The organism is Klebsiella sp. K-Nf6 (assembly GCF_002806655.1).
Taxonomy (GTDB): domain Bacteria; phylum Pseudomonadota; class Gammaproteobacteria; order Enterobacterales; family Enterobacteriaceae; genus Klebsiella; species Klebsiella variicola.
This window is the reverse complement of record NZ_PIBN01000016.1, coordinates 63,697-80,446: the sequence shown is the minus strand read 5'-3', so window position 1 is coordinate 80,446 and position 16,750 is coordinate 63,697. Positions and strand designations below refer to the sequence as shown.

Here is a 16,750-nt window from a genome sequence, read left to right as displayed (position 1 = left end):
AAGGCATTAGCTGCGAAGGGCGTTTTTCGCCAGCTGGTCGTCTTCCGCTATGCAGGCCGCGGCGGTAAACAGGGCGTCGGTGGAGGAGTTCAGCGCGGTTTCGCAGGAATCCTGCAGCACGCCGATAATAAAGCCGACGGCAACCACCTGCATCGCGACATCGTTCGGGATCCCAAACATATTACAGGCCAGCGGGATCAGCAGCAGCGAACCGCCCGCCACGCCGGAGGCGCCGCAGGCGCACAGCGAAGCGACCACGCTCAGCAGTAGCGCCGTCGGCAGATCCACCGGAATATTCAGCGTATGCACCGCCGCCAGCGTCAGCACGGTGATCGTGATCGCCGCGCCCGCCATATTAATGGTCGCCCCCAGTGGAATGGAGACCGAATAGGTATCGCGATCCAGATTCAGCTTTTCACACAGCGCCATATTCACCGGAATGTTGGCGGCGGAGCTGCGGGTGAAGAACGCGTAGACGCCGCTTTCGCGCAGGCAGGTCAGCACCAGCGGATAGGGGTTACGGCGGATTTTCCAGAACACCAGCAGCGGGTTAATCACCAGCGCTACCAGCAGCATACAGCCGACCAGCACCAGCAGTAGCTGGGCGTAGCCCCATAGGGTCTCGAAACCGGTGGTCGCCAGGGTGGAAGAGACCAGACCGAAGATCCCCAGCGGCGCAAAGCGGATCACCACTTTGACGATGAAGGTCACCGCGTGGGAGACATCGTTGATCAGGTTTTTGGTGGTGTCGTTACCGTGACGCAGGGCGAAGCCCAGCCCCACCGCCCACACCAGAATGCCGATATAGTTGGCGTTCAGCAGGGCGTCGATCGGGTTGGATACCATACTCATCAGCAGGCCGCGCAGCACTTCGACAATCCCCGATGGCGGCGTGATGCTGTCGGCGGCGGTGGTTAAATGCAGTGATGACGGAAAGACAAAACTAAACAACACCGCGGTCAGGGCTGCGCTGAAGGTGCCCAGCAGATAGAGAAACAGAATGGGGCGAATACTGGTTTTTTGTCCGTGCTGATGGTTGGCGATGGAGGCCATCACCAGCATCAATACCAGCACCGGCGCCACCGCCTTTAACGCGCCGACGAACAGGGTCCCCAGCAGACCGACGGCAATGGCCGCTGGCTTAGAGACCAGCGCCAGCAGCACGCCAAGCACCAGACCGATTAAAATTTGTTTCACCAGGCTGCCTTGCGCCAGGCGTGCGATCCACCCCGATGGGGGAGTGCGTGTGGTCATAATTCATTCCTTCCAGTGATGTAGCAAGCCATCCCAGCCACGTATTATTTGTTACGTTTATGTCAGGATGTAAGTAGATGTTTGCATAGTCGAGTATACGGAAAGAACGGCGGGCGGGAAGCGTAAAATGCTGTGATTTTAATCTTGATCTTGTTTTTTAACTATGTAGTAACATAACTGTGACATGAGCAGAGATTGCCGTCGGCGATGGCCGACGGCGCGTTGTGCAGATTACTCAGGCAGTTTGCGCTGCTTGTCGTGTTGCTTGTTGACCCAGGCGTTAATCAGCAGCGTGACGGCCAGGATGCCCCCCACCACGCCCAGCGAGATGGCGACCGGGATATGGTAGAAGTCGACGATGAGCATCTTCACGCCAATAAACACCAGGATCACCGACAGACCGTATTTGAGCATCGAGAAGCGCTCGGCGACCCCCGCCAGCAGGAAGTACATGGCGCGCAGGCCGAGGATCGCGAACAGGTTTGAGGTCAGGACGATGAACGGATCGGTGGTCACCGCGAAGATCGCCGGGATACTATCGACGGCGAAAATCACATCGCTCAGTTCCACCAGGATCAGCACCAGCAGCAGCGGCGTGGCGAACAGCACCCCGTTTTTACGGGTGAAGAAGCGCTCGCTCTCGATTTTATCCGTCATTCGCAGATGGCTGCGGATCCAGCGCACCAGCGGTTTATCGCCGATGCCGGAATCATCTTCTTTCGCCAGCGCCATCTTCACGCCGGTAAACAGCAGGAAGGCGCCGAAGACATACAGCAGCCAGTCGAACTGCGAAATCAGCCAGCTGCCGGCGAAGATCATGATGGTACGCAGAACAATCGCGCCCAGCACGCCATACACCAGCACCCGGCGCTGCAGAGCAGGCGGTACGGCGAAATAGCTGAACAGCATCAACCAGACGAAGACGTTATCGACCGCCAGCGCTTTTTCAATCAAATAACCGGTGAGGAAGGCTAAGGCCTGCGGATCGGCGACGGCCCGGCCCTGGGTTTGTACCAGATACCACCAGAACGCGGCGTTGAACAGCAGAGAAAGTGTGACCCAGAGGATTGACCAGCCCGCGGCCTGCTTCATGGTCATGCTATGCGAACCGCGTCGTCCCTGAAGCAGCAAGTCGATCGCCAACATGATCGCGACGACGACAGCGAACCCACCCCATAGCAACGGCGTGCCGACAGTATTCATTTGATATTCCTTACATAAAAACAAAACGGCTGACGTCGGAAGACGGCAGCCGCTGCGCTTTTATGCATAGACCTCGCCTTCCGGCAAGGTCTCACTTACAACAACCAAAGTACATCGCGATGGGCTTTGGTTATTGCCCGGCGACCGGATGCGGTATTGCACGCATCGTAATGACGATCAACCGGCAAGGAAGTTACTCCCCTTTGCACGTAACAAAATATGTCACAGGGCGGTTTTCGTCAATGGCGGCCGGTCCGGCCTTTACACTCTTTTACGCCAGCGGCTGCGTATCGGCCGGGAAGATCACTCCGGTCTGGCGACGAATTTCGCTCGACAGTTTGGCCGTGATCCGGCTCACTGCCAGGCCCGGGTGATCAATATCCTGTGTCTCCACCAGGCGCGCAAAGGTCTCCGCCTCATACAGCATAGTATTAATGTGCTGGGGCTGCGTCAGGTCCTGGGCTTTGCCGCCGCGCGGCACAAACGCCAGCTTCTGACATTCGGAGATTTTTTCGATCACTAACGCGCCGTCTTCGCCCTGAATTTCACTGGGGATCACGGAATCGCTAACTTTGGAGTGATGCAGCGTCACGTCGAAGTCGCCATAGTTCAGCACCACGGTGCCCTGGGCGTCTACGCCGCTGTCCAGCAGGCTGGCGGTGGCAAGAACGGACCGCGGTTCGCCCCACAGCGCCACGGCAGACGCGAGGCAATAGAAGCCGATATCCATAATCGAACCGTTAGAGAACGCCGGGTTGAAGGTGTTGGGGTTTTCGCCGTCAAGGTAGCGCTGATAGCGCGAGGAGTACTGACAGTAGTTGATGAAGGCTTTGCGCAGTTTGCCCACTTTAGCGAGCGTCTCTTTCAGTAGCAGAAAGTTAGGTAGACTGGCGGTTTTAAAGGCTTCAAACAGCACAACGTTATTTTCTTTCGCCAGCGCTATCGCCGCCTCGACTTCCTGCAGGTTCGATGCCAGCGGCTTTTCGCAAATGACGTGCTTCTTGTGACTCAGGAACAGCCGGGTCTGCGGGAAGTGCAGCGAGTTCGGGCTGGCAATATAGACCGCGTCAACGTCAGGGCTCTGTGCCAGTTCATCGAGCGAGGTAAAGAGATGCTCGACCGGATAGTCATTGGCGAAGGCTTGCGCCTGTTCGAGGCTGCGGGAGTAGATGGCGGTAAGTTTATATTTGCCGGTTTCATGGGCGGCATCGACAAACTGCTTGGTGATCCAGTTTGTGCCAACAACTGCGAAACGTATCATAAACGTTGACGAACTCCATTAAAGGGAACCTGTCGTCACTCTATCATGCCATCATGACAAAACCAGTGCGTCACTACGCAGAACGATTTAACGAAAGGTGCGTCAGCCACAGGCGGGTATCGAACTCCAGTTGATGGTACTGCGGCTCCATATGGCAGCACAGTTGGTAGAAAGCTTTGTTGTGATCCTTCTCTTTCAAATGCGCCAGTTCATGGACCACGATCATGCGCAGAAAGGCCTCCGGCGCGTCGCGAAACACTGTCGCTACGCGGATCTCCGCTTTGGCTTTCAGCTTGCCGCCCTGAACGCGGGAAATCGCGGTATGCAGGCCGAGCGCATTGTTCAGCACGTGGATTTTACTGTCGTACATCACTTTGTTGATCGGCGCCGCCCCGCGCAGAAAGCGGGCCTTCAGATCCTGGGTATACTGATACAGCGCTTTATCGCTGTTAACATCATGCCCCTGCGGATAACGCTTTTGCAGCACCTCGCCGAGGCGGTCTTGCTCGATTAAAGCCGTCACCTGCGACAGCAGTGATTCAGGATAGCCCTGTAAATAAATGAGTTTTGTCATCGTCTTATCATTATGTCTGTCAGGAGGGCAGTTCAGCCACGGTCATGGTAAAGACCAGCGGCGCGGGCCCCGCATTCCGGTACCCGTGCTCCGTTTCGGTGCGGGCCACCGCGGATTCCCCGGCCGCCACCGTGCGGCAGGTCTCGCCAAGCGTCAGCGTCAGCGCGCCGGCTTCCACGTGCAGCAGCTCGAAGGTCGTCGCCGGGTGGCCGGGCGAGGTAAAGGCTTCGCCGGGCTGCATCTCCCAGCGCCAGAGCTCAATCATATTCGGCCCGGCGGTGCCGGCGAGGAGCTTGGCGCTGCCCCCCAGCGGGCCTTGCCAGAGGGTGGGGATCTGCTCGGCGGGAATAAGATGCAACGCGGGTTCGCTTGCCACATTGACAATATCCGCCACCGATACGCCCAGCGCGGCGGCGAGTTTGCAGAGGATCGCAATGCTGGGGTTGGCAGCCTCTTTTTCCATCTCGACCAGCATACCTTTGCTGATGCTGGCCCGGCGCGACAGCTCGTCCAGCGACATTTTTTTCGCTTTACGGTAGGCCTTCAGCCGCGTGGCGACGGCCCGACTTACATGGTCGACATTAGATCCTGAATCGGTCGTTATATTGACTTTTACGTTCATTGGTCACTATGATGAAACAAATTGGTCATTACAGGATTATCGAATGCGTAGCGTAACGCCGTCAATCGAATCTGCGGTCAGCCGCCTGGTGCCGGGCTTTCGGGCATTAAGTATTGTGGTGGAAAGCGCGCCGGTGGCCGATCCCGGCGTCGCGGAGCAGGCACTGGCCGAGGCCTGCCTGGCGGTGCAGCAGGATGATGTGCCCTGGGCGCAAGCGCACCTGGCGGCATGGGATGAAGCGTTCAGCGCCTTCGGCGCGAAGGCGAAACGTACCCCCTGTTCGGCGCAGGCGCTGCGCAAGCGAGTGCTGAAAGAGGGGAGCCTGCCGGCCATCGATCCGGTGGTGGATATCTACAACGCGATCAGCATTCGCTATGCCGTCCCGGTCGGTGGGGAAAATCTGGCCGCCTACCGTGGCGAACCGCGGCTGACCATTGCCCACGGCGATGAGCCATTCGATACGCTAAAATCGGCAGAGCCGGTGGTGGAATATCCGGAGCCGGGCGAAGTCATCTGGCGGGATGATATAGGCGTAACCTGCCGACGCTGGAACTGGCGACAGGGCGTACGCACCCGGCTGGACAGCGGCGCGAAGACGATGTGGTTTATTCTCGAAAGCCTGCCGGCGATGCCGTTGTCGGTCCTGCATGAGGCGGGAGAGCAGCTGGTAGGCTATCTGCAGCAGCTGATGCCCGGCGCCCGCGCGTCGATAACGCTGCTGCGAGCTGATGACGAGGGCGATCTACGCTGAGCGGCGATGATCAGCGATCTCTCTTCAACTGGACAGGATTTGCGTATAAACTCGCGGGTTTTAGTATTCCGGAGGCGGAGAGGCGATGAGCCAGGCAGAGTTAAACGGTGAGTTATTCACATTAGAGCGGTTCCCACCTAACGCTGAAGAAGAAGCGCTACAGGCATGGGAAGCGGCGGATGAATATCTGCTGCAACAGGTGAATGACGTCGACGGCCTGACGCTCATCTTCAACGACGGCTTCGGCGCGCTCGCCTGCGCGCTGGCGGAGCGCAACCCGGTCAGCATCAACGATTCCTTTATTTCCGAGCTGGCGACCCGCCACAACCTGCGGATGAACGGTATCGATGAAGAGAGCGTGCGCTTTCAGGATAGCCTGAGCCCGCTGCCGGCAGCGCCGGCGCTGGTGCTGATTAAGGTGCCAAAACAGCTGGCGCTACTCGAACAGCAGCTGCGCGCCCTGCGCGAAGTGGTGACGCCGGAAACCCGCATTATCGCCGCGGCGAAAGCCCGTGATGTGCACAACTCGACGCTGGCGCTATTTGAGAAAATCCTTGGCACCACCACCACCTCGCTGGCGTGGAAAAAAGCGCGTCTGATCCACTGCGTTTTCACCGCGCCTAAGCTTGCCGATGCGCCGCAAACCTACAGCTGGAAGCTGGACGGCACGCCGTGGACCATCCATAACCATGCCAACGTTTTTGCCCGCAGCGGCCTGGATATCGGCGCGCGCTTCTTCCTCGAACATTTGCCGTCCGATCTGGAAGGCGAGATCGCCGATCTCGGCTGCGGCAATGGGGTGATTGGCCTGCAGGCGCTGGCGCAGAACCCGAACGCCAGCGTGATGTTCACCGATGAGTCGCACATGGCGGTGGCTTCCAGCCGGTTGAACGTCGAGCGCAACCTGCCGGATGATATCGAGCGCTGCGAATTTATGGTCAACAACTCGCTCTCCGGCATTGAGCCGGATCGCTTTACGGCGATTCTGTGCAATCCGCCGTTCCATCAGCAGCACGCGATTACCGACCATATCGCCTGGCAGATGTTTAACGACGCCCGCCGCAGCCTGAAATACGGCGGCGAGCTGTACGTCGTCGGCAACCGCCATCTTGATTACTTCCGTAAACTGAAGCGCGCTTTCGGCAACTGCACTACCATTGCGACCAACAATAAGTTCGTGGTTTTGAAAGCAACCAAGGTGCGTAAACAGCGCTGATTCGTGTCGCTGTTTCCCCCGGCTTGCGGCTGTCGCCTTAGCCGGGCTACCGACTGAAGCGCGCGTTTGGTAATTGCACGACGATTGCGACGAACAATAAGTTTGTCATTTTGAAAGCAACCAAGGTGCGTAAGCAGCGCTGATTCTTGTCGCTGTTTCCCCGGCTCGCGGCTGTCGCCTTAGCCGGGCTACCGACTGTCGCCTTAGCCGGGCTACCGTCCGGGATTATCGTGGTAGCCCGGGGAAGGCGCATCGCGCCGCCCCCGGGACAGCGCTAAATCGCCAGCGCCAGTTTAGTGCCCTGGGCAATCGCCCGGCGCGCATCCAGCTCTGCCGCCACGTCACAACCACCGATTAGATGCACCGTTTTCCCCGCCGCGCGCAGCGGTTCCGCCAGCTCGCGGCGCGGCTCCTGACCGGCGCAGATAATTACCTGATCGACCGCCAACAGTTGGCGCTCGCCGCCGATAGTGACGTGTAATCCTTCATCATCGATCTTTTCATAGCTAACCGCCGGGATCATTTTCACGCCGCGCGCCAGCAGCGTCGCGCGGTGGATCCAACCGGTGGTTTTGCCGAGCCCTTCGCCCGGTTTACTGGCTTTGCGCTGCAGCATCACAATCTGTCGTGGGCTTTTACTCAGTTGCGGACCTTCAGCACTCAGCCCCCCCGCCGTTTGCAGGCTGGTATCGATACCCCATTCACGGCAGAACTCGCCGATATTCTGGCTGGTGGCCGCGCCCGACTGGCTTAAATACATCGCGGTGTCGAAGCCGATGCCGCCGCAGCCGATAATCGCCACCTTCGCGCCAACCGGCGCTTTATCGCGCAAGACATCAAGGTAGCTCAGCACGTTGGGATGATCGATCCCGTCGATCGCCGGCAGGCGCGGGGCGATGCCGGTGGCGAGGATCGTCTCATCGAACGCCAGCAGATCGTCTGTCGTGACGCGGGTGTTCAGGCGTAGATCGACATCATGAAGATCGAGCATGGTGCGGTAGTAACGCAACGTCTCGTGAAACTCTTCTTTGCCGGGGATCTGTTTGGCGATATTAAACTGGCCGCCGATCTCCGGGAGCGCATCGAACAACGTGACATGATGACCGCGGGCGGCGGCGTTAACGGAGAAGGCTAGACCGGCCGGCCCGGCGCCGACGACCGCCAGCCGTTTAGGCGCGTTGGCAGGCAGGACCGGCATCAGGGTTTCATGACAGGCGCGCGGGTTGACCAGACAAGAGGTGACTTTGCCGGCGAAGATCCGATCGAGACACGCCTGGTTACAGCCGATGCAGGTATGGATCTGATCGGCACGATCGTTCTGCGCTTTCGACATAAATTCGGCGTCGGCGAGGAACGGGCGGGCCATCGATACCATATCGGCATCGCCGCGGGCGAGAATATCCTCCGCGACCTGCGGATCGTTGATGCGGTTGGTGGTGATCAGCGGGATCGACACCGCGCCTTTCAGCTTGCGGGTGACCCAGCTGAACGCTCCGCGCGGTACCGGCGTGGCGATGGTCGGAATGCGCGCTTCGTGCCAGCCAATCCCGGTGTTGATGATGGTCGCTCCCGCCGCTTCAATCGCTTTGGCCAGTTCGGTGACTTCCGCCAGCGTGCTGCCGTCGTTGACCAGATCGAGCATCGACAGGCGGTAGATGATAATGAAATCGTGGCCGGCGCGCTGGCGCACCGCCTTAACCACTTCAATGGCGAAACGCATGCGGCGGGTGTAATCGCCGCCCCATTGATCGTCGCGCTGGTTGGTACGCGCGGCGAGGAATTCGTTAATCAGATAGCCCTCAGAGCCCATCACTTCAACGCCGTCATAGCCCGCTTCGCGCGCCAGTTGGGCGCAGTGGGCAAAATCATCGATCAGCGTCAGGATCTCATCGTGGCTCAGTTCATGGGGCGTAAAGCGGTTAATCGGCGCCTGTAGCGCCGAGGGGGCCACCAGCGCGGGCTGATAGCTGTAGCGCCCGGTATGCAGGATCTGCAGGGCGATTTTGCCGCCTTCCTGGTGTACCGCGTCGGTAATATGGCGATGGTGCGCCAGATGGCTGGCATCGTTGAGTACCGCGCCGCCGGCCATGGTAACGCCAGAGGGGGCCGGAGCGATGCCGCCGGTGACGATCAGCGCCACGCCGTGGCGGGCGCGCTCGGCGTAGAAGGCTGCCAGCCGCTGCGCGCCGTCCGGCAGTTCTTCCAGCCCGGTATGCATGGAGCCCATCAACACGCGGTTTTTGAGCGTTGTGAAGCCCAGCTCAAGCGGGGCGAAAAGCGACGGATAGCGGCTCATAATGGCTTCCAATGTAAAATTATTGTTATGTGGTCGGATGAGTTACTAATTTAGCCGTCGCAGAGAAAAAGGGAAAAGGGGAGTGCAGTGATTGTGATGGGATTCAAAGAACGGAACTCGTTGTCCCTCACCCCGGCCCTCTCCCAAAGGGAGAGGGGGAAAGGGGGACCGGCACCAATATTCAAGGCTAGCGCCGGACGGTTCCCTCTCCCTCCGGGAGAGGATTAGGGTGACGGGGAAGACATTATGCGCTGGCGGCGCTCCAGGCCCGGCGCCTGCCACATTGAGGTGGTCAGCCCGCTATCGACAAGGCCAAGCTGATCGGCGTATACCGTCTGCCATTTGCTCATCATCTCCTGATACAGCTCGCGATGCTGCGGATTAGGGGTGAACTCGCGGTGCCAGCTCACTAACTGTTCTCCTGTACTGGCCATATCGCCATACAGTCCGGCGCCGGTACCGGCGGCGATGGCGCAGCCCAGCGCGGTGGCTTCGCGGACCACCGGCACCCGCACCGGCAGACCGGTGACGTCGCTGAGGATCTGGCTCCACAGCGCGCCTTTAGAGCCGCCGCCGGCAAACACCAGACTCTCGAATGTCACCCCGGAGAACTGGGAGATCTGCGCGAGGTTGCAGGCGGAGACAATCGCCGCGTTTTCCTCCAGCGCGCGGAACAGGGTCGCTTTGTTGCACTTCTCCGGATCGATGGAGAGGTTAATAAACGACGGCGCGGCGTGGTACCACTGCTTAAAGTGCATGGCGTCGGAAAAAATAGGCATCACGCCGTGGGAACCGGCGGGCACGCGGCTGGCCATCTCCTCCAGCAGTGAATAGGCATCGACGCCGAGCCGCTCGGCAATCAGTTTTTCTTCCGCGCAGAAGGCGTCGCGAAACCAGCGCATGGTCAGGCCGGTAAAGAAACTGATCGATTCCGCCTGCGCCATGCCGGGAATGACATGCGGATTCACGCGAATGTTCATCTGCGGATCGGTGCGCACCTGCGGCAGGTTGACCACCTGCTGCCAGAAAGTGCCGCCGAGTACTGCGGTTTGCCCGGCACGCACTACCCCAAGGCCCAGGCAGCCGAGCTGGACGTCGCCGCCGCCCATTACCACCGGCGTCCCGGCGCGCAGGCCGCTCTGCTGGGCCGCCGCTTCGGTGACGGCGCCCAGCAGGGTACCGGTCTCTTTGACCGGCGACAGCATATCGGCGCGCAGTCCGGCCATATCCAGCAGCGCCGGGCGCCAGTCGCGGCTGAACAGATCGAGCATGCCGGTGGTGCCCGCGTTTGACGGGTCGACCGCCAGCTCGCCGGAAAGCTTCGCCGCCAGCCAGTCGCTGATCATGGTGATGGTCGCCGCTTTGCGGTAGATATCGGGGCGGTGGTGCGCCAGCCACAGCAGGCGCGGCATGGCGCTTAGCGCCAGGGTTTGTCCCGAGACCTCGTATACCTCGGATTCAAAACGATAGTCGTGGATCTCCTTAAGCTCCGCCACTTCGCGGCTGGCGCGGGCATCAACGTTGGCGCAGGCCCAGATGGCTTCGCCGTCGCGATCATAGAGGACGATCCCTTCGCGCATCGAACAGCAGGCAACGGATTGAATATCGGCGGCAGAGAGCCGGGCGGCGTCGAGCGCCTGGCGAATGCACTGGCAGGCCAGCTGCCAGTTGGTGGTAAGGTCGAACTCCATCGAGCCTGGGACGTTATCGACGCTCAGGTGTTTCCATTCGGCCTGGCCTACCGCCAGTTGGTGGCCATTAAGATCGAAAATAACCGCCCGAATGCTGCCGGTCCCGGCATCTAACGCTAACAGGTAACTCATGACATGCGCCTCGCTGTTGTCGCGCGGCGTATGACCATCAGGAGGCCAGGGTAAGCACCGCGCGTGCTGTTGTCTCTTCCGTTACCAGGCCATTGATGCGCTTGCCAGTCAGAGCGGCATAAATCGCCTGCGCTTTTTCTTCTCCCCCGGCGACGCCGACGATGGTTGGCAGCTGCGCCAGTTCATCAAGGGTTACGCCAAGGAGTTCCCGATGGATCTCCAGTCCTTCAACCGGCCGGCCGTCGGCCTGCAGGAAATAACCTAAAATGTCGCCGACCGCGCCTTTGCGCGCGTACATCAGCTGTTCGCCCTCGCTGATATAGCCGGAGCGTAAAATGGTGGCGTCGCGCCGCTGATCGATGGCGCCAATGCCAACCACCGCCGCGTCAGCCGCCATCGCCGCCAGCATCACGTCGCGCACGCTCGACTCGCGGCGCAGGATCTCGGCGACCTCCGCCGAAGAGACCCGCAGCGGCGCCGGAATAATGCTGACGCTGCAGGCGGCATCAAGCTGGCCGATGCCGGTCATATAAGGGCCGACGCCGCCGGAGAGGGTCACCAGCCGCACCTGCTGCGAGCCAATAAATCCGCTGAGATGCTGCAGGCAGCTCATGGTGGCTTCGCCGAACCCGACCGCCAGTAGTTGACCCGGCTGCAGAATGCCCATCAGCGACTGCGCCGCGCCGATCCCCAGCCGGGTATTCATCGGCGGGGTATTGAGCGCCGGCAGCACGCGGGCAAGCTTGAGGCCAAAACGCTGCTGGAGTTCGCTTTCCAGCGCCAGGCAGCCCTCATAGCGCGAGTTGATCTGCACGCGGATCACTCCGGACTGGCGGCCTTTCTCCAGCAGGCGGGAAATCTTCAGCCGTGGCAGTCCCAAACGCTCGCCGATGTCATTTTGCGTCAGGCCGTCGTGGTAGTAGCACCACGCCACCCGCGCCACCAGCTCTTCCTCGGCTAACGCCAGCCCGGCGTAGCGGTTCTCTTCCGTAATGCGTTTTTCGCTCATAAATTGAACTCTTATAAAAATTTAGATCATATGTTCGCTATTGCGCGGTCGGAAAGTGTGAGCCGACTGGCAAAACGGATCTTTCATCGCTGGCGCATTTATTCCTGACGATCTAAAGCACCAAAGTGTGATCTTCGCACGGTTGTAAATATAGTTCACCGTCTACGCTTTTGAACATTATTAAATTTAAAAATCATTTGTTCAATCGAGGCGCGATGATGAAGCCACTGTTTGAAGCTCGTCAGATTTGCAAACAGTTCTCCGGCGTTGCGGTGCTGAAGGGCATCGATTTCACGCTAGGCGCGGGCCAGGTGCATGCGCTGATGGGCGGCAACGGCGCGGGTAAATCGACGCTGATGAAGATCATCGCCGGCGTCGAAACGCCGGATAGCGGTGAACTGACGATCGGCGAACGCGCGTTTGCGCGCCTCAATCCGGCGCTGGCTCATCAGTTAGGCATCTATCTGGTGCCGCAGGAGCCGATGCTGTTTCCCAACCTCAGCGTGCGCGAGAACATTCTCTTCCGCCTGCCGAAGCGGGCGGACATCGCCGCGCGGTTGCAGGACAAACTGCAGCAGCTGAACTGCCAGATCAACCTCGACGCCAGCGCCAGCACGCTCGAGGTAGCCGATCAACAGATGGTCGAGATCCTGCGCGGACTGATGCGCGAGGCCAGGATCCTGATCCTGGATGAACCCACCGCCTCTTTAACGCCGGGTGAAACCGAGAGGTTGTTTCGCCAGATCCGCGCGTTACAGGCGCTGGAGGTTGGGATCGTCTTTATCTCACACAAATTGCCCGAAATCCGCCAGCTTGCCAGCCATATTTCGGTGATGCGCGATGGCGCGGTGGTGCTGAGCGGCGAGACCGCGGCTTATCGCGATGAGCAACTGATTAACGCGATGACGCCGGCCAGCCGCGACCATGCGCTGAGCGACACGCAAAAGCTGTGGCTGGCGCTACCGGGAAACCGGCGTACTCAACCGCAGGACTTTCCCGTGCTACGGGTGGAAGATCTCACCGGAGAAGGTTTTATCGATCTCAATCTGGAGATCCGCGCCGGAGAGATCGTCGGTCTGGCCGGGCTGGTGGGATCCGGGCGCACCGAATTTGCCGAAACCCTATACGGCCTGCGCCCACCGCGCGCCGGGCGGATCTGGCTGGAGAACCGCGAGATTAGCCGCGACAGCATCCGCGCCAGGTTGGCCAGCGGGCTGGTCTATCTGCCGGAAGACCGCCAGGTCTCGGGGCTGTTTCTCGATGCGCCGGTGCGCTGGAACACGGTGATGTTCAATCAGCCGTCGTGGTGGCAGCAGGGGAAACGGGAGGCAGCGGTGGTTGAGCGCTATCACCGGGCGCTGGGGATCAAGCTGGCCGATGGCGATCAGCCGGTGCGCACTCTCTCTGGCGGTAACCAGCAGAAGGTACTGCTGGCGCGCTGTCTGGAAGCCAATCCGTTACTGCTGATTGTCGATGAGCCGACGCGCGGCGTGGATGTCTCCGCCCGCGCCGATATCTATCAACTGCTAAAAAGCGTTGCCGCGCAAAATGTGGCGGTGTTGATGATCTCCAGCGATCTGGATGAGTTCGTTGGCCTGGCCGACCGGGTGCTGGTGATGCATCAGGGCCGCTACAGCGGCGAACTGGCGCGGCAGGCGGTGACCGTCGATCGCATGATGACCCTGGCCTTCGGAGGGCAGGCATGAAAACGTTACTGAAGAATCGCGAACTGAGCGCCTTCTTTGCCATCGTGGCGCTCTTTGTTGTGCTGGTGGCGCTCAATCCCGCCTATTTCAGCCTGCAGACCCTGGCGATGATTTTCGCCAGCTCGCAGATCCTCTGCCTGCTGGCATTGGGCGCGACGCTGGTGATGCTGACCCGCAATATTGATGTGTCGGTAGGCTCGACCGTCGGGCTGTGCGCCATCGCCGTTGGCGTGGCGCTGAACAACGGTTACGGGCTGGCGACGGCTATCGCCTTCGCGCTGACGATTGGCGCGCTGGCCGGGGCGTTTAACGGCCTGCTGGTGGTGGGGCTGCGCATCCCGGCGATCGTCGCGACGCTCGGTACGCTGGGGTTGTATCGCGGAGTGATGCTGCTGTGGACCGGCGGGAAATGGATCGAGGGCTTGCCCGACAGCCTGAAATCGCTCTCGGAGCCCGCGTTTATCGGCGTGTCGCCGCTGGGCTGGCTGGTGCTGGCGCTGCTGCTGGCGGGCGCCTGGCTGCTGTCGCGTACCGCCTTTGGTCGTGATTTTTACGCCGTTGGCGATAACCTCGCCGCCGCGCGCCAGCTGGGCGTGGCGGTCAACCGCACGCGGATGCTGGCCTTTACCCTCAACGGTATGCTGGCGGCCTGCGCTGGGATCGTCTTCGCCGCGCAAATTGGTTTTGTACCTAATCAGACCGGCAGCGGCCTGGAGATGAAAGCCATCGCCGCCTGCGTGCTGGGCGGGATCTCGCTGCTCGGCGGCACCGGCACGCTGCTCGGCGCGTTTCTCGGCGCCTTTTTCCTCACCCAAATCGACACCGTACTGGTGCTGTTCCGTCTTCCCGCCTGGTGGAACGACTTTATCGCCGGCCTGGTGCTGCTCGGCGTGCTGGTGCTCGATGGCCGCCTGCGCCAGGCCCTGGCCCGCCATCAGCGGGCGCTGAAGTACAGCCGTTTCCAGCCCGGTAACAAAGGGGGCAAACAGATTGCCCGCTTTCCCGAACGCAAAAGCAAAGAGGTGGCTTAAATGAAGCTGAAGCTTAACTGGGAAAGCGCGCTGCTGGCGTTGCTGATCGTGGAGATCCTGCTGTTCGGCGCGCTGAATCCGCGCATGCTGGATCTCAATATGCTGCTCTTTAGCACCAGCGACTTTATCTGCATCGGCATCGTCGCGCTGCCGCTGACGCTGGTCATCATCAGCGGCGGGATTGATATTTCGCTGGGCTCGACCATCGGCCTGTGCGCCATCGCCCTCGGGGTGATGACCCAGGCGGGCTGGCCGCTGTGGCTGGCGGTATCGCTGACGTTGCTCTTGGGGCTGCTGTGCGGGTTATTCAACGCCGCGCTGATTCACTACACCGGCATCAGCCCGCTGGTGATCACCCTCGGTACGCTGTATCTGTACGGCGGCGGCGCGCTGCTGCTTTCCGGGATGGCCGGCGCGACCGGTTACGAGGGGATTGGCGGTTTTCCCGATAGCTTCACCGCCTTCGCCAATTTAACCCTCGCCGGACTGCCGCTGCCGCTGGTGCTATTCGCGATTATCACCTTTTTCTTCTGGCTGTTGGCCCATCGCGGGCGCTTTGGCCGCCACCTCTTTTTACTCGGGCAAAACCCGCGCGCCGCGCGCTATGCCGCGCTGTCGGTGAACGGCATCCCGTACGTGCTGTATGGCCTGGTTGGCGTCGCCTCGGCGGTCGCGGCGCTGGTGATGGTCTCCTATTTCGGCTCGGCGCGTTCGGATTTAGGCCGCGACCTGCTGATGCCGGCGCTGACCGCGGCGGTACTCGGCGGGGCCAATATTTACGGCGGCTCGGGATCGATACTGGGTACCGCGCTGGCGGCATTGCTGGTGGGGTATCTGCAACAGGGTTTACAGATGGTCGGCATCCCCAACCAGGTGTCGAGCGCGCTGTCAGGGGCGCTGTTGGTTGTGGTGGTGATGGGGCGCTCGCTGAGCCTGCACCGTGAATGGGTGCGCGCGACCTGGCGGCGTCTTTTCTCGCATAAAACAATCGGAGCATAACAATGAAATTAAAACTGATCGTGCTGGCGCTGGCGATGAGCGTGGTTACCGCACAGGCGGCGGACCGCATCGCCTTTATTCCTAAGCTGGTCGGCGTCGGCTTCTTTACCAGCGGCGGCAACGGCGCGAAAGAGGCGGGGAAAGCGCTGGGCGTGGATGTCACCTATGACGGCCCCACCGAGCCCAGCGTCTCCGGCCAGGTGCAGCTTATCAACAACTTCGTCAACCAGGGCTACAACGCGATTATCGTCTCCGCCGTCTCGCCGGACGGCCTGTGCCCGGCGCTGAAGCGGGCGATGCAGCGCGGGGTGAAAGTCCTGACCTGGGATTCCGATACCAAGCCGGAGTGCCGCAGCATCTATATCAACCAGGGCACGCCGCAGCAGCTCGGCGGCCTGCTGGTCGAGATGGCGGAAAAACAGGTGACCAAACCTGCCGCCAAGGTCGCGTTTTTCTACTCCAGCCCGACGGTAACCGACCAGAACCAGTGGGTGAAGGAAGCCAAAGCCAAAATCGAAAAAGAGCATCCGCAGTGGCAAATCGTCACCACCCAGTTTGGCTATAACGATGCCACCAAATCGCTGCAAACCGCCGAGGGGATCTTAAAAGCGTATCCGGATCTCGACGCCATTATCGCGCCGGATGCCAATGCGCTGCCGGCGGCGGCGCAGGCGGCGGAGAACCTCAAGCGTCAGGGCGTGGCGATCGTCGGCTTTAGTACACCGAACGTGATGCGCCCGTACGTTGAGCGCGGCACGGTGAAAGCGTTCGGCCTGTGGGATGTGGTTCAGCAGGGCAAAATTGCGGTTAACGTCGCCGATCGATTGCTGAAAAAGGGCGATCTAAACGTCGGCGACAGCGTTGAGGTGAAAGATATCGGCTCGCTGAAGGTCGAACCGAATAGCGTGCAGGGCTACCAGTATGAGGCGAAGGGCAACGGTATTGTGCTGCTGCCGGAGCGCGTGGTGTTCAGCAAAGAGAACATCAACAACTACGACTTCTGAC

14 protein-coding genes are annotated in these 16,750 nt (G+C 60.3%); 6 read left to right on the top strand and 8 right to left on the bottom strand.

What is annotated here, in order from left to right; all coding sequences use genetic code 11:
- Positions 1–6 precede the first annotated feature (6 nt).
- The 5 genes from sstT to CWM61_RS22315 all read right to left on the bottom strand — a co-directional run bounded on the left by sstT (position 7) and on the right by CWM61_RS22315 (position 4,914).
- Positions 7–1,254, bottom strand: coding sequence for a serine/threonine transporter SstT (gene sstT, locus CWM61_RS22335; RefSeq protein ID WP_100631960.1), 1,248 nt, complete (start codon positions 1,252–1,254; stop codon positions 7–9).
- A gap of 231 nt (positions 1,255–1,485) precedes the next feature.
- Positions 1,486–2,457, bottom strand: a complete 972-nt coding sequence (locus CWM61_RS22330) for a TerC family protein (protein WP_008806577.1) — start codon at positions 2,455–2,457, stop codon at positions 1,486–1,488.
- A 271-nt stretch (positions 2,458–2,728) separates the two neighbouring features.
- Positions 2,729–3,718 (bottom strand): Gfo/Idh/MocA family protein, encoded by a 990-nt coding sequence (locus tag CWM61_RS22325; protein WP_100631959.1) that lies wholly within the window; start codon positions 3,716–3,718, stop codon positions 2,729–2,731.
- A 73-nt stretch (positions 3,719–3,791) separates the two neighbouring features.
- The gene (locus CWM61_RS22320; protein ID WP_074387528.1) at positions 3,792–4,292 is read right to left on the bottom strand and encodes a M48 family metallopeptidase; all 501 of its coding nucleotides are present in this window, start codon (positions 4,290–4,292) and stop codon (positions 3,792–3,794) included.
- 19 nt (positions 4,293–4,311) lie between these two features.
- Complete coding sequence (locus CWM61_RS22315; RefSeq protein ID WP_074387529.1) at positions 4,312–4,914, bottom strand: helix-turn-helix domain-containing protein; 603 nt, start codon at positions 4,912–4,914, stop codon at positions 4,312–4,314.
- Positions 4,915–4,957: 43 nt separating this feature from the next.
- Between CWM61_RS22315 and CWM61_RS22310 the strand changes: the two genes are divergently transcribed.
- Both CWM61_RS22310 and rlmG read left to right on the top strand, forming a co-directional pair.
- Complete coding sequence (locus CWM61_RS22310) at positions 4,958–5,665, top strand: B3/4 domain-containing protein (RefSeq protein WP_074387530.1); 708 nt, start codon at positions 4,958–4,960, stop codon at positions 5,663–5,665.
- 85 nt (positions 5,666–5,750) lie between these two features.
- Positions 5,751–6,881 carry a 23S rRNA (guanine(1835)-N(2))-methyltransferase RlmG gene (gene rlmG, locus CWM61_RS22305; RefSeq protein ID WP_100631958.1) on the top strand — a complete coding sequence of 377 codons (1,131 nt, stop codon included), beginning with the start codon at positions 5,751–5,753 and terminating at the stop codon, positions 6,879–6,881.
- A 274-nt stretch (positions 6,882–7,155) separates the two neighbouring features.
- On the opposite strand, the gene CWM61_RS22300 is transcribed toward rlmG, so the two are convergent.
- The 3 genes from CWM61_RS22300 to lsrR all read right to left on the bottom strand — a co-directional run bounded on the left by CWM61_RS22300 (position 7,156) and on the right by lsrR (position 12,009).
- The gene (locus CWM61_RS22300; protein WP_100631957.1) at positions 7,156–9,177 is read right to left on the bottom strand and encodes an NADPH-dependent 2,4-dienoyl-CoA reductase; all 2,022 of its coding nucleotides are present in this window, start codon (positions 9,175–9,177) and stop codon (positions 7,156–7,158) included.
- A gap of 224 nt (positions 9,178–9,401) precedes the next feature.
- Complete coding sequence (gene lsrK / locus CWM61_RS22295) at positions 9,402–11,000, bottom strand: autoinducer-2 kinase (protein WP_100631956.1); 1,599 nt, start codon at positions 10,998–11,000, stop codon at positions 9,402–9,404.
- A 37-nt stretch (positions 11,001–11,037) separates the two neighbouring features.
- Positions 11,038–12,009 (bottom strand): transcriptional regulator LsrR, encoded by a 972-nt coding sequence (gene lsrR, locus CWM61_RS22290; protein ID WP_074387534.1) that lies wholly within the window; start codon positions 12,007–12,009, stop codon positions 11,038–11,040.
- Positions 12,010–12,227: 218 nt separating this feature from the next.
- Here lsrR and lsrA point away from each other — a divergent pair, with 218 nt between their 5' ends.
- Genes lsrA through lsrB form a run of 4 tightly spaced genes read left to right on the top strand, consistent with a single transcriptional unit; the run spans position 12,228 to position 16,749 of the window.
- Positions 12,228–13,715 (top strand): autoinducer 2 ABC transporter ATP-binding protein LsrA, encoded by a 1,488-nt coding sequence (lsrA, locus tag CWM61_RS22285; protein WP_100631955.1) that lies wholly within the window; start codon positions 12,228–12,230, stop codon positions 13,713–13,715.
- The gene (lsrC, locus tag CWM61_RS22280) at positions 13,712–14,746 is read left to right on the top strand and encodes an autoinducer 2 ABC transporter permease LsrC (protein WP_100631954.1); all 1,035 of its coding nucleotides are present in this window, start codon (positions 13,712–13,714) and stop codon (positions 14,744–14,746) included. Before lsrA ends, lsrC begins: the two co-directional genes overlap by 4 nt.
- Positions 14,747–15,745: an autoinducer 2 ABC transporter permease LsrD gene (gene lsrD, locus CWM61_RS22275; RefSeq protein ID WP_064149422.1), complete on the top strand. Its 999-nt coding sequence runs from the start codon at positions 14,747–14,749 to the stop codon at positions 15,743–15,745.
- A 2-nt stretch (positions 15,746–15,747) separates the two neighbouring features.
- Positions 15,748–16,749, top strand: coding sequence for an autoinducer 2 ABC transporter substrate-binding protein LsrB (gene lsrB, locus CWM61_RS22270; RefSeq protein ID WP_074387537.1), 1,002 nt, complete (start codon positions 15,748–15,750; stop codon positions 16,747–16,749).
- Position 16,750 lies beyond the last annotated feature (1 nt).